The organism is Lentzea kentuckyensis (assembly GCF_002150765.1).
Taxonomy (GTDB): Bacteria; Actinomycetota; Actinomycetes; order Mycobacteriales; family Pseudonocardiaceae; genus Lentzea; species Lentzea kentuckyensis.
Genome location: NZ_MUYM01000072.1, coordinates 79,969 through 92,978, shown reverse-complemented (window position 1 = coordinate 92,978; position 13,010 = coordinate 79,969). Strand labels below are relative to the sequence as shown.

The following is a 13,010-nucleotide window of genomic DNA, read 5'->3' as shown; positions in this document are numbered from 1 at the left end:
GTCGGACTGTGCGGCGGTGGTGGTGGTTCAGGCGATCAGCCGGACTTGCACGCCTTGCCGTTGATGGTGAACGCCGTCGGATCGGCTCCGGTGCCGGAGGCGTTGAATCCGATGTAGACGGACTTGCCGGGGTCGATCTGGGCGTTCCACGACATGTTCGTGGCGGTCACGTCGCCACCGGTCTGGTTCCAGTTCGCCGCCCACCCCTGGGTGATCCGCTGGGTGCCGGGGAAGGCGAACGCGAGCTTCCAGCCGTTCCACGCGGTGGTGCCGGAGTTGGTGATGCTCACGTGCGCCGTCAGGCCGCCCTGGTACTTGTTGGCCTCGTAGCGCACCTCGCAGTCCGGCTTGCTCACGGGAGCCCCGGACTTCTCCGCGGCCCAGCCGGAAACCCAGGCGAGCGCGGAGTTCCAGTTGACCGCGACCTCGTTCACCGAGTAGGCGCCGATGTCGTCCACCCAGCACTTCTGCTGTGGGCAGCCGACGAGCAACCGCTGGACCACGGGGTCCTGCAGCGCGCTGTTCGGGCCGCCGGAGAGTGATCCGGGCGGCGCGATCGGCAGGGTGGCGTCGTTCTGGTGCGCCCAGAACCGGTGGTGGACGTTGCGCACGGCCTGGTCGCCGTAGCCCGCCACGTACGAGGTGCTGAGCGGGTTGCGGCCGAGGAGGTAGTGCAGCGCCTCGAACACGCCGTCGCGGTACTTGGTGGCACCGGTGAAGTCATGTGCCAGTGCCAGCACCTGAGCGTTGTTGAGCACCGCGGAGTTCGATCCCCACACGTACCCGTCGGCGCTGTTGTCATAAGGCGTCGCGTAGCCCATGCCCGCCATCGCGGCCAGGTGCTGGTCGGCCACGGAGGCGAACGCCGCCCTGATCGCCGTGACGTCCGCCGCGGGCAACCCGTTGGGCACCAGGGCGAGCGTGATGTCGCCCAGCGGAGCCGTGCCGCCCCAGTAGAAGCCCGCCCTGGTGAGGCCGGCCGCCTTGTAGTGCGGGGAGCCGGTCACGTCGGTCCGGTACGCCGAGTCGCCGGTGGTCGCGTAGAGCTCCGCCGCGGCCCAGTAGAACTCGTCGCTCACGGTCTTGTCGTCGTACGCGCCGCCACCGACGTTGTCGGCTGCGTCGGCGAGCTTCGCGGGGTTGGCCTTGGCCGCCGTGTACGCCTTCCGTGCCGCCGCGAGGAGCTTCGCCGAGTAGGTCGCGTCGATGCCGCGCCAGAGCCGGGACGCCTGCGCCGCCACCGCGGCCAGGTTCAGCGTCGCCGCCGTGCTGGTCGCGGACAGCCGGCGGGCCTGGTCGTCCAGTTCGGGACGGGTGGGCAGCGCCGTCCAGGCCGCGTCGTGGATCTTGTGGTGCGCCATGCCGTCCGGTGCCTGCATCTTCAGCAGGAAGTCGACCTCCCAGCGCGCCTCGTCGAGGAGGTCCGGCACGCCGTTGGAGCGCTCCGGGATGGCGAGCGTGCCGTCACGGAACGCCGTGGCGTCACCGACTCGCGTGGCCCGCTCGTAGGAGTTCAACAGCTGCCAGGCCGAAATGCCGCCGTTGACCACGTACTTGCCGTGGTCGCCCGCGTCGTACCAGCCGCCGCGCACGTCGAGCGTGTAACCACAGGTGATCTCGGCACGGCACGGCACGTTGTCGTCACCCTTGTTGGGTGCGACGTTGACGTGACCGGCGGGGCGCGCGTACTCGGTGCCCACGTACTGCGCGTCGATCGGCGTGCCGCTGCGCTGGTGGTAGAAGAACGCGAGCGAGTCGTAGCGCAGCTTCTTGATCGGGTCGGCGGAGATGTCGAACGGGAAGCTGGTGTCGGCGCCGACGGACAGCGTGTAGCCGGTGCCCGGCGTGTCGAACGACGAGAAGTCGATCAGGTGCACCGAGTCGCCGGACGTCGCGTCCGCTCCCTTGGGCGTGGTCTGACCGGTGGCCACCGCCGCGCCCGCGGAGTTCTTGAGGGTCCACGTCTGCGCCGAGGTGGTGGTGGAGACGAGGGTGGCGCGCTTGGGCAGGCCCGGCACGTACGCCACCAGGTCGACCTGGACCTTCTTGGTGGGATTGGGGGTCACGCCGCCGGGCGGTTTCACGCCACCGGTCACCGAGACGTTGTCCACGCAGATGGTGTTGTTGGCGGACTGGCCGCCCAGCTGGAAGGCGACCTGGCCGTTGCCGGCGTCCGGGAAGTCCAATGTGGACGTGAAGGTGAAGGTGAAGTGCTGCTTCGCGGTGGTGACCGCGAACTCCTGCCGGGCGATCCCGCGATAGGGGCTCACACTCTCGCCGGCCGCGGCGGCGATGGTCTGCGCGGTGGTGGCGTGGGCGTCGAACGAGAAGGTGTAGGACTGCCCGCTCTCGAACGGCACGCCGTTCTGGCCGACCAGCGCGTCCCAGGGGTTGGTGGTTCCTCCGGTGACCGCCGCGCACAGCTCACCGCCGGTGATCTGGTTGGTCACACCGGCGCTGCTCCACCAGGGGTCGGCGGAACCGCTGTCGAACTTTCCGTTGAGCACGCGCTCGTACTCCGCCGCCACGGCATTACCTGCCGCGGGGAATGTGGTCGCGGCGAGTGTCACCACCAGCGCGGATGCGAGCAGGCCTAGGGGTTGCGATCTCATGTCGTGAGGTTCTCCGTCCTCGTCGACGGGATTCTGGGAGCGCTCCCACATGACCGTAGGGCGCGCTGAACGGCGCCGACAAGCGCCGTTCAGCGGCTAGCCGCGACCACCACTCGGGTCAGCGCCCGCACTCCGGACGAGGTAGTCGCCGCTGCTTCATCCGAACGACCACTGCTGGTTGTTGCCACCGTGGCAGGTCCACAGAATGATCTTGCTGCCGTTGGCGGTGGCGCCGCCGTTGACGTCCAGGCAGATCCCGGACTGCGTGCCGGTGATCGTGCCGTTGGCGTTGAACTGCCACCGTTGTCCTGCTCCGCCGTCGCATGGTGCGATCACCACGGCGGTGCCCGGCGCGGTCTGGTTGTTCTGCGCCGCCGCGCACCTGGTGCTGTCTCCACTGTAGACAGTCAGTTGGCCGGTGGCGGTGCGCGACCAGGTCTGGTTGGTGCCGCTGTGACAGTCCCAGATCTGCAACGGCGTGCCGGCCGCGGTACTGCTCGCGTTGACGTCGAGGCACCTGCCGGAGCCGAGCCCGCGCACCGCTCCGGTGGTGCCGGGGGTGCCGCCCGTGCTGTAGCCGGCCGCGATGACGTTCTCCTGCACCGCGTTCTCGGTCGCGTCGGACGGGTAGCCCGCGACCATCGCGCCCTCGTAGAAGGTGCCCGCGCTGAGGTTGGCGCCACCGTCCGGTTTGCAGCAGTCACCGCCGCTGCCGAGGATGATCGCGCCCTGCTTCCTCATGGGGCTGTAGCCGGACGGGAGCGAGCCGTCCCACAACGTCGTCATGCCACCGGACTGCGCGTTGCCGCCCTTGATCGCGAACCGCGACGTCCCGTTGTTCTTCAGCATCGCCGTCACGAACTTGTTCGGGAACGCCCTCTGGTTGGGATTCCACGACTTGCTGCCGCCGGGGAAGAGCCCCCACTCGAGGTCGGCCTGGACCCAGGGACCGGTGCCCTGGCAGCCGCCGAACCAGCACTGCGTGCTGAAGTTGATGGCGTCCATCGCCCCGGCGGCGTCGGCCTTCCTGGTCGTCTCGCTGTTGCCGTAGTCGAAGCAGCAGCCACCGTTGACGTGCGTGCCGCTGGTGACCATGTACATGCCTTCCGGCGCACTGCCGGTGGGCACGCCGGTCAGGTGGCCGTCACGCCAGTAGCTGTTGCCGGGGTTGATGTAGAGCGAGTAGGCCTTGCTGCCGCTGACGGTCAGCGACTCCGAGGTCGCGACCGCCGGCCTGCTCTGCGGTGAGCCGGGAACGACGCTCGAACCCTGGTACCACAGGTCGTTGCCGCGGCCGGACTGGTCGTAGACCACCGTGATCACGCAGGAGGTGCCGGCGCAGAACGCGTCCTGGGGCGCGGAGTTCGCCGTGCCGCCCGCGGCCAGCACGCCGATGTCCCTGGTCGTGTTGTCCGAGGAACGCCTGACCTGGTAGAGGTTGCCGCCGTACGAGCCGTAGAGCGCCCGCACCGTGCTGTGCGCGGCCACACAGGGTGTGCCGCCGGACGCGTAGATGTCGCACGGCCCGGTGGCCGCCGCCGGCACCGGGACCGGCGCGGGTGCCGCCGCGGTTGCCACCACTGGCACCGCGGTCAGCACCATCGCCAAGCACATGCCCAGCGCGGCCGGCGTTCGCCGCCCGCGCGTCCTGCTGCCTTGCTCCTTCGCTGACATGAGCCGCTCCACTGCGTTGTGGGGACCAGCATGTATCGGACTCATCCCGGAATGACGCATCACGTGATCAGTGATCGCGCAGAGCCCAGTAACACATAAGAGCGGGTCGAGCACGAACGGTCAAGACATGAGACTGACTTATACTCCGACTGCCGGGTCAGGGGCCGCCCCAGAGCCGCCAGGTCTGGTTGAGTTCACCGCTCTGCCCGGACGGCTTGCAGGTCCACTGGATGATCCGGGCGCCGGCCGCGGTGGAGACCCCGTTGACGTCGACGCACTTGCCGCTGTGCCGCGCGACGAGCTGGTAGTCGTGGGGATCGTTGCCGCTGTAGGTGACCTTCCGCAGCGTGTACTGCTGGCCCGCCGCGCCGGGGGAGCAGGTGTTCTGCGTGACGGTGGCGCCGTCGGCGGTCGAGGAGCCGGTGACGTCGAGACACTTGCCCGACTGCTGGTTCACGACGGTGTAGGTTCCGGTGCTGCCGGCCACCGGGGTGAAGTTCCACAGCTGCTGGTCGCCGCCCTCGCAGTAGAACTGCTGCTGCAGGTTGCCGTCGGCGCTGCTGAGGTTCGTGTTGTCCAGGCACTGCTGGGAGTGCTGGGCGGCGGCGACGGTCTGGAAGCCGCTGCTGCCCGGCGGGAGCAGGGTGATGGTGAAGGTCTCGTCGATGTTGTTGTGCGGCACGTTGACCGTGGTCGCGTTGCCGTTCAACGTCACCACGGTGTTCTGCACGGTGACGGGTCCCTGGACGGCGCCGCCGTTGTTGTGCGGGATGCGCTGGACCAGCACGCGCACCTGGTTGTTCTGCACGATGCCGGTCGTGGTGTCCAGGCGCTGCAAGGCGACCGCGACGTTGCCGGTGGTGCTGCCGCCGCCGACGAGGATCTTCGCCACGCCGTCCGCCTTCGTGGCGAACGAGTCGTACGACTGGCTCGGTGTCGTGGCGACGATCTGGCCCGTCTGCGAGGCGTAGAAGCGGTAGACCCACCACTCGCCCTTGGGCTGGTGCTGCCCGGCCGAGTTGCGGACGAGCAGGTTGCCGAGATCGTTGTGCAGGTTGCCGGCGCTGGCCCAGTTCGCGCGCAGGCCGTCCGCGCCCGCCCGTTCCAGCCGCGTGATGTACCACGCGCCGTCGCCGGGGTTCTGCTCGTTGCCCGCGCCGTACTCGTTGATCTGGTACGGCCGTGGGTGCGGGATGCCGCGCGAGTCGAGCGTCTGGTTCGCCACGTTCACGTTCGACACCGGGTCACCCGGCAGCGAGTGCCAGCTGATGATGTCCGGCACGACGTTGTTGCTGCGCACGAAGTCCAGGTACTGCGGCCACCAGCCACCGGTCGACGGAGTGCACGCGCAGCTCGGGCCGACGATCAGCTGAGCCGGGAACGCCGCCCTGACCCGCTGGTACGTGCGCCGCCACAGCTCGAAGTACTGCGACTGCGGGCGGTTCCAGAACAGCGTGATGTTGGGTTCGTTCCACAGGTCCCACTGCACCGGGGCACCGGTCGCCCGCACGTCGTCGATCAGGCGGGTGAGGAAGTTGTCGTAGTCGGTCCAGTTGCCGTTGTCGCCGGGGAAGCGCGAGATCGGATACCCGTCGGCGCCCCACAGGTCGTGGACCAGCAGCACGAACTCGCCGCCCAGCGAACGGGTGCGCAGCAGCTGGGCGCGGGTCGAGTTCCACCGGCGGTCGTACTTGCCGGACACCCAGCCGCCGGGACTGTCCAGCTGGGCGCCACCGGCCCGCATGTACCGGAACTTGACGTCCCGGTAGAAGTGGTCGGCGGGACCCGTGCCGTTCTCCGTCATGCCGTAGATCCAGCCGGAGGCGCGGTAGGTGGGGGTGCCGAGGGGGGAGGAGAAGTTGACGCTGATGGACTCGTTCGCGGCGTGGGCCGGTGCCGCCGCCGAGAACGCGAATGCCAGTGCGGCCAGCACGGCTGTGCTGGTTCGTCGTTGAACCATGAGGACTCCGAAACAGGTCAGGGGAGACGGAGAGTCGAACCGGTTCGATCGATCAGTGAAAGTACGCCCAACAAGCAGCATGCTGCAAGGGACCAGAGAGTCGAACCGGTTCGTCCTGCCTAATGGCGTCGACACCGCCGGTACGTTGGGCGGCATGGCATCGGTTCACTCGCTGACGTTGTACCCGATCAAGGGATGTGCCGGGATCGTCGTGCCACGGGCCGAGATCACCCCGGCCGGGCTCGCCTGCGACCGGCTGTTCGCGGTGGTCGGGCCGGACGGGGCGACGATCTGGCAGGGCGAGGCGCCGCGGCTGGCCGTGATCCGGTCCAGGCTGTCGCACGACGGCGCGAAGCTGGAACTGAGCGCGCCCGGCGCCGGTGAGCTGGTGCTGGACGTGGCGGCGGACGGCGAAACCCGGCAGGTGGACGTGGAGAAGTGGCCGGGGACCGGGGTCGACCAGGGCGGGGAGACGGCCGAGTGGTTGTCCGGGGTGCTCGGCAGGCCGGCCCGGCTGGTGCGCGAGCCGTCGGATCGGGCTCGCGGCGGCACCGACCCGACCGCGCTGCTGGTGCTCTCACTGTCCTCATTGGACGACCTGAACGCGCGGATCGCGGCGCGCGGCGCGGAGCCGGTGCCGATGGACAGGTTCCGGCCCAACGTCGTGATCAGCGGCTGGCCCGAGCCGCACACCGAGGACCGGGTGGGCCGGATGACGATCGGTGGCGCCGAGATCGGTTTCGGTGAGCTGGCCATCCGGTGCGCGGTCACCATGGTCGACCAGACGGCCGGGGTGCGCGCCGGGCCCGAGCCGTTGCGCACCCTGGCGGACTACCGCCGCGAACCCGATGGCGTCAGCTTCGGCCTGAAGGCGTCCGTGCTCACCCCCGGCGAGATCGCCGTGGGCGACGGCGTCACCGTCACGGAATGGCGCGCGGTCACAGATCCAGCCACATGATGCGCAGGCCGACGAATCCCTGAGTGGCGTGGCGGAATGCCCGAGGGGCAATGCCGAGGGTGACGAATCCCAGGCTTTCGTAGAGGCGGACGGCGGCCGTGTTCGTGTCGGCGACGGCGTTGAACTGGACGGCCGCGAATCCGGTTCGCCGGGCCCAGTCGACCAGGTCGGTGGTGAGGGCTCGCCCGACGCCCATGCCCCGTGCTCCTTCGGCGACCATCAGGGTTCCGGAAGCGACGTGGTTTCCGGGACCCGGCCGGTTCGCGTACATGTTCGCGGTACCGGCCACCTGATGGTCATCGGCGGCCACGACCACTCTCGCCGGTGCGGGCAACTGCCACATCCGTTTGGCGTCGTGCTCGCTCATGTCGGGGTCGTACGGGATGGTCTGCTGTTCGGTGATGACATGACGAATGATCGACCAGATCTGCGGCCAGTCGTCGTCCTGTGCCTCACGGATTGCGAACTGCACGTTCTCCTCCTGCGTCGCGGGCGCGGTTCAGCCGGCGAGGGCGTGGGTGATCTGGCGGGTGGTGTTCGCCGCGATGCGGGGGTTGACCGCGGCGTAGGAGACGTAGGCGTTCAGACCGGTCGCCAACGCCCAGCCGCGGCCGCGAGTCCAGCTGGCGTCGTCCACGCCGAGCGCGGCGCGGAAGGTGGCTCGCGTCTCGGCCGACAGCAGCGTGAATGCGATCATCAGGTCGCGGGCCGGATCGCCCACCGCGAGCTCACCGAAGTCGATCACGGCGCTGAGCCGGCCGTTGGTCGTCAGCAGGTTGCCGGTGTGGAAGTCGCCGTGGAACCAGACCGGCGGACGGTCCCGTTCGGGGGCCGCGAGAGCCGCGTCCCACAGCTCTGTCAACGCCGCGGTGTCGAACGCGTCCCCGACTTCCGCGATGGCGGATCGCGTCGCCGCGTCCCGTGTGGACAGCGACTGCCCGGTGAGGTCCTCGGTCGCTTCGGCGTCGAACTCGTGCAGCGCGATCAGGAACTCGGCCAGCACACCGGCGGCCTCGTGCGAGCCGGACAGGGCCTCGACGGTCGCCACCTCACCGTCCAGCCAGCGTGACACCGCCCACCGCCACGGATAGCCGAAGTCCGGTTCTCCCACCTCCACCAGAACGGGGATGGCGAGTGGCAGATGCGGGGCGAGGCGGGGCAACCACTCGGCTTCCTTCCTCGCCTGGTCGATCGCACCGGCGTGGCGGGGCAGCCGAACGGACAACTCGTCGCCCAGCCGGTAGATCACGTGATCCGAGCCGGCGGGGGAGTGCGGACGCAACGGCAATTCGGCCCAGTGCGGGAACTGGGTGTCGACCAGTCGCCTCGCCAGGACGGCGTCGATTTCCGGGGCTGTTTCGACGGTCAAGCACAACTCCCTGCGAATAGCGGCAATTCCGAGACTCGTGGGAGCGTGTCAGGGCATCATCGGTTCGATCAACCGGTTAAATACCCGCTGCACATTCCCAGGGTGACTCAGGCGGAGGGTCAGGGTGAACCCTGATGGCAGGGCGCCGATCTTTGGGCACGCTGGAGTCGTAAGGGGATGTCCGCAGTTCGAGGAGAGTCATGAGCGAACCCAAGCCCGAGTCCACCCGTACCGCCGTCGACTCGGTGGTCGACGCCGTTCGCGGGCTGGTCAACGAGGGCATCAACCGTCGTGTCGTGGTGCGTGACAGCAAGGACGAGGTGCTGCTGGAGGTGCCGGTCGCGCTGGGACTGGTAGCGGCGCTGGCCGCTCCGGTGGCCACGACGATCGGTGCCGGTGTCGCGCTGGTCGGCAAGTGCGGCATCAAGATCGAGAACCGGCAGCAGCCGGGCAGCGAGCCCGCGACGACGGTCGAGGCCGAGCAGGTGTAGTCGGCCCCCGCACCCAAACCATGAACGGCGCTTTTGTGGACCTCAGGTCCACAAAAGCGCCGTTCATGGTTGACGGCCGGGCGCCAGAACTAGCCCGCGGTGCAGGCCAGCAGCATCAAGGCGGTCAACCCGCCAGAGGCTGCGATGGCGGGCAGAACCAGGGCGGCGGCACCCGCGAGGCCGTACGACACCAGCCGTCGCGCCCTGCTCGGCGCGCTCCGGCGTTGCCGCAGCCGCGCCAGCCTCGTTTCCACCGCGTCCCGGCTCATGGCGAGCGCCGCGCCAGGCGCGCCGTGGCCGGCCACCCGCAGCAGCGCGACGCGGACGTTCTCCGCGCCGTGAGCGCGCACGGCGGCACTGTCCGCCGCCATCTCGACGAACTCGCGAACCGCGGCCGCCGCTCGCTTGAACAGCGGCAGGAACGGCAGCGTGGCCGCCACGACGTCGCCGATGGTCACCAGCAGGTGGTGGCGCCCTTCGAGGTGCGCACGCTCATGGGTGAGCACGGCCTGGACCTGCGCCGGAGTGAGGTGGCGGTGCAGACCGTCCGTCGCGACGACGACACCAGGCCTGCCCGCCAGGCTGAACGCCAGCGGGTCGTCGTGTTCCAGCCAGAGCGTCGGATGAGGGCCCGCTTCCTGGCGTGCCGCGATGCGCAGCACGTCCAGGTGCCGGCGGCCCTCCTGTGCCCGGCGGCGTGCGGTGCGCCGGCCCACGACGGCGACGCGGGCGAGCAGGCCGGTCAGCAACACCGCGCCGGTCATGCCGCTGACCACCTCGACCGTTGGACCGGTGCCGTGCTGCAACGAGTGCCAGCAGTGGTGCAACGCCGCCACGGCGCCGAGTCCGTGCTCGGGCAGCACCAACAGGAACATGGCGACGGCGGCGGTGGTGAGCACCGCGACGACCGAGCCGAGCCACGCGACCAGCGCCACGACCGGGTCCGCGAGCCTGACCAGGTGGCGTGGTGCCAGCCAGCCGACCAGGACGGATCCCAGGAGCAGCGCCACGGCCACGATCATTCGCGGGAAGCCTTCCGCCGCAACGCCTTGCGCAGCAGTTCGGACTCCTCCGCGGAGGCCGTCCGAGCGAAGTGCAGGAGGGCGGCCTGCGGATCACCGGAAGCGCTGAGGACTTCGCGCACCGCGTTGGCCGCGGCCTCGGCCCGGCTCACGGTCGCCTCGTACAGGTAGGCCTTGCCGTCCCGCTCACGGGTGACCCAGTTCTTGCGGTGGAGGTTGTCCATCACGGTCATCACGGTGGTGTAGGCGAGGGTCCTGCCGGTGTCCAGACGTTCGAGCACCTGACGCACCCGCAGCGGTTCACCGGCGTGCCACAGCACGTCCATGGCCGCTGCCTCCAGATCACCCAGTCCGTGCATCGCACACCCTTTCCGCGGGGCAAGGGTACGTGATGGCAAGATCCGGAACTTCGTGCCGGACGCAGCGGGTGGGCGGACACCGTCGCCTTGACGTCCACCCACCCGCTGCTCACCGCGTCAGACCGCCTTCAGCAGGTCCCGCATCTCGGCGATCTCCTTCTGCTGGGCGTCGACGATGTCCTGGGCCAGCTTCTTGGCGTCGGCGTTGCCGCCCTTCTGCAGCTCGGTTTTCGCCATCTCGACCGCACCCTCGTGATGCTTGATCATCATGTCGAGCCACATCCGGTCGAACGCGGCGCCCTTGGACTGTTCGAGCATCTTCATGTCCTCGGCGCTCATCATCCCGGACATGCCGGGCATCGAGCCGTGGTCCATGCCCGGCATGGAGGTCGACGCACCCCACGCCTTGAGCCACCCGTTCATCTTCTGGATCTCGGGATCCTGCGCGCCCTCGACCCGCTTGGCGAGGTCGAGCACCTTCGCGTTGGTGCTGCGCGACGGCACGAGCTTCGCCATGTCCAGCGCCTGCTGGTGGTGCGGCACCATGCCCTGCGCGAACGTCACGTCGTCGGCGTTGTTGCCGCCTGCCTGGCCGTTGCTCGTGGCGGTGGGCGCGGTGGACGCCGGGCCGGCCGTGTCGTTCCCGCCGCATCCGGCGACGAGTGCGACGACGGCGACCCCTGCGGTCGCGATCCCGATCAAGGACTTCCTCATGCTCTGCGTTCCTGTCTGTGTTTTGTCGACTGTGATCACGGCGGAACGGACCGATCACAACCTCAGGACACAGGCGGAGCTGAGCAACGCGCGGCCGCCTTGGGGTGGCGGATGGTCGGGTGCGCGTGGCCACGAGGACGACCCCTGGGTTCGACCCGCGCGCTGGCGAGTCGCGCGCACCAGCAACCAGGCCAGGAGCAGTGGTGACACGACCGCGAACAGCACCGCGACGCACAGATGCAGCATGTCGTGCTCGGGGGAGGGGGGTGCGGGCTCCTCAGGTGCGTGCTGCTGTGCCGCCACGGGCTTCATGTCGTGACCGGGGACCACGTCACCGCTGGTGGCGACGTGATGCATCCCGACCACGCCCAAGAACAGCACGCACAGCAGCAGCCACCGGGTGACTGTGCGGTGCTCGCTGCGGGTCATGCAACTACCGTACCTAGTAGATCCCATCGACGTTTACTACGGTCCCAGGTCGGTGGAGGTTCACAACCAGCCGCGCCGCGAGGCCAGCTGCCCCGCCTGGAACCGGCTGCGTGAGCCGAGTCGTCCCATCACCCGCCGCACCGAACGCGCGGACGTGCCGAGCCGGGCAGCGGCCGCGTCGTCGCCCATCCCGCCCGACATGCACAGATCGATCTCGGCCTGTGCTCGCATGACCAATTCCTGTCCAACACGACGCCGATCCGGTCGCCGGCCAGGTGGAAGTCCTTCGCGTCACCCGAGTTGTCCTTGCTGTGCAAGGTTTGTGCAAGGGCAGACTGGCACGATCGGGTTCTCTCGACGTCAATCGACTGGGGGAACCATGAGAAACTCGAGAATCGGTCTGAGAACGGGCATCCGGCTCGTGGCGGCGTTCGCGCTGCTGCTCGGGGGAGCATCGGTGTCGACGCAGGCCTCTGCCGCACCGGCGGCCTCCGCCGTCCCGGCGCCGGCCAAGTCGTCGGCCGGAGAACGCGGGACCGGTGCCGCGCAAGGCCCGCGGGCACTTGCCCTGCGGGGATCGCAATCGGCGCAGTACACGGCGTACGCGGTCGCGTTGTCGCCGGACAAGAGCGGTGTCTTCCAGTGGGAGGGCGGCACCACCTGGAGCAAGATCGGTGGTCCCGCCGCCAATCTCTACGCCGGCTTCGGCTATGTGCTGGCGACCAATCCGCAGAGCGGAGACGTCTACCTGTACGGGGCCTCGAACAAGTCCTGGTCGAGGATCGGCGGCCCTGGACGGGTGTTCGTCTTCGCGGTCGCCCCTGACAACTTCATCGACATCTTCGGCTTGGCGCCGGACGGCAGCGGCGTGTTCCGTCACCTCGGCGGCACCGCGTGGGAGAAGGTCGGCGGTCCGGCCGGCTGGATCTACGGCGGCGGGGCGGGAATGTTCGCCACGAACCCGCAGACCGGGAACATCTACCAGTACAGCATTGCTGGTCGGAGCTGGACGATGGTCGGCGGTCCCGGCAAGCACTTCGTGGTGAACGACACCGGCCTGTACGGGTTGGCTCCCAACGGAAGCGCGGTCTACCGCTGGAACGGCTCGGGTACCGCCTGGACGCAGTGGGGTGGTCCGGCGGGGTGGATCTTCGCCGGCGGCGGCCGCCTGCTGGCCACCAACCCGTCCAGCGGGGATGTCTATCTCAACAACGGCGGCGCGAACCAGTGGAGCCGGATCGGCGGACCTGGCAGCGACTTCCCGGTCAGCAGCCTGAACCAGATCTTCGGGCTCTCCCCGGACAGGAGCGGGGTCTACGTGTGGAACAACGGCCCCTGGGTGCAGATCGGCGGTCCCGCCTCGGTGGTCGTGGCGGAGTAGCCCGGCGGTGCGGGCCCCGATCCGTTCGGGGCCCGCACGTC

Annotated in this window: 13 protein-coding genes; 3 read left to right on the top strand and 10 right to left on the bottom strand. The window is 69.1% G+C overall.

Translation table 11 applies throughout. The features are described from left to right. Window positions 1-35: 35 nt before the first annotated feature. The 3 genes from B0F77_RS31235 to B0F77_RS31225 form a co-directional block, all read right to left on the bottom strand. Entirely contained in the window at window positions 36-2,612 is a 2,577-nt protein-coding gene (locus tag B0F77_RS31235) for a glycoside hydrolase family 9 protein (RefSeq protein ID WP_086666590.1), read from the bottom strand. 156 nt (window positions 2,613-2,768) lie between these two features. After that, window positions 2,769-4,286, bottom strand: a complete 1,518-nt coding sequence (locus B0F77_RS31230; protein WP_086666634.1) for an arabinofuranosidase catalytic domain-containing protein — start codon at window positions 4,284-4,286, stop codon at window positions 2,769-2,771. Window positions 4,287-4,443: 157 nt separating this feature from the next. Then, complete coding sequence (locus tag B0F77_RS31225; RefSeq protein ID WP_086666589.1) at window positions 4,444-6,246, bottom strand: RICIN domain-containing protein; 1,803 nt, start codon at window positions 6,244-6,246, stop codon at window positions 4,444-4,446. Between the two features lie 154 nt (window positions 6,247-6,400). Here B0F77_RS31225 and B0F77_RS31220 point away from each other — a divergent pair, with 154 nt between their 5' ends. Beyond that, window positions 6,401-7,204 (top strand): MOSC domain-containing protein, encoded by an 804-nt coding sequence (locus tag B0F77_RS31220; RefSeq protein WP_086666633.1) that lies wholly within the window; start codon window positions 6,401-6,403, stop codon window positions 7,202-7,204. Here the strand turns inward: B0F77_RS31220 and B0F77_RS31215 are convergent. Together B0F77_RS31215 and B0F77_RS31210 are read right to left on the bottom strand one after the other, a co-directional pair. After that, a complete protein-coding gene (locus B0F77_RS31215; protein WP_086666588.1) occupies window positions 7,185-7,676 on the bottom strand; it encodes a GNAT family N-acetyltransferase in 492 nt (163 codons plus the stop codon). The genes B0F77_RS31220 and B0F77_RS31215 overlap by 20 nt on opposite strands. 27 nt (window positions 7,677-7,703) lie before the next feature. Continuing rightward, window positions 7,704-8,573 (bottom strand): aminoglycoside phosphotransferase family protein, encoded by an 870-nt coding sequence (locus tag B0F77_RS31210; protein ID WP_086666587.1) that lies wholly within the window; start codon window positions 8,571-8,573, stop codon window positions 7,704-7,706. 200 nt (window positions 8,574-8,773) lie between these two features. Between B0F77_RS31210 and B0F77_RS31205 the strand changes: the two genes are divergently transcribed. After that, entirely contained in the window at window positions 8,774-9,064 is a 291-nt protein-coding gene (locus tag B0F77_RS31205) for a DUF4342 domain-containing protein (protein WP_086666586.1), read from the top strand. An 89-nt stretch (window positions 9,065-9,153) separates the two neighbouring features. Here B0F77_RS31205 and B0F77_RS31200 read toward each other — a convergent pair whose 3' ends face one another. The 5 genes from B0F77_RS31200 to B0F77_RS48130 form a co-directional block, all read right to left on the bottom strand. Next, a complete protein-coding gene (locus B0F77_RS31200; RefSeq protein ID WP_245848879.1) occupies window positions 9,154-10,074 on the bottom strand; it encodes a M56 family metallopeptidase in 921 nt (306 codons plus the stop codon). 8 nt (window positions 10,075-10,082) lie between these two features. Continuing rightward, window positions 10,083-10,445 (bottom strand): BlaI/MecI/CopY family transcriptional regulator, encoded by a 363-nt coding sequence (locus B0F77_RS31195; protein ID WP_086666584.1) that lies wholly within the window; start codon window positions 10,443-10,445, stop codon window positions 10,083-10,085. Between the two features lie 117 nt (window positions 10,446-10,562). Next, window positions 10,563-11,159 carry a DUF305 domain-containing protein gene (locus B0F77_RS31190; RefSeq protein WP_086666583.1) on the bottom strand — a complete coding sequence of 199 codons (597 nt, stop codon included), beginning with the start codon at window positions 11,157-11,159 and terminating at the stop codon, window positions 10,563-10,565. A gap of 54 nt (window positions 11,160-11,213) precedes the next feature. After that, entirely contained in the window at window positions 11,214-11,588 is a 375-nt protein-coding gene (locus B0F77_RS31185) for a hypothetical protein (protein WP_086666582.1), read from the bottom strand. Window positions 11,589-11,648: 60 nt separating this feature from the next. Then, a complete protein-coding gene (locus B0F77_RS48130; protein ID WP_158102867.1) occupies window positions 11,649-11,819 on the bottom strand; it encodes a helix-turn-helix domain-containing protein in 171 nt (56 codons plus the stop codon). 148 nt (window positions 11,820-11,967) lie between these two features. On the opposite strand from B0F77_RS48130, the gene B0F77_RS31180 reads away from it, so the two are divergent. After that, a complete protein-coding gene (locus B0F77_RS31180; protein ID WP_143466987.1) occupies window positions 11,968-12,969 on the top strand; it encodes a hypothetical protein in 1,002 nt (333 codons plus the stop codon). Window positions 12,970-13,010 lie beyond the last annotated feature (41 nt).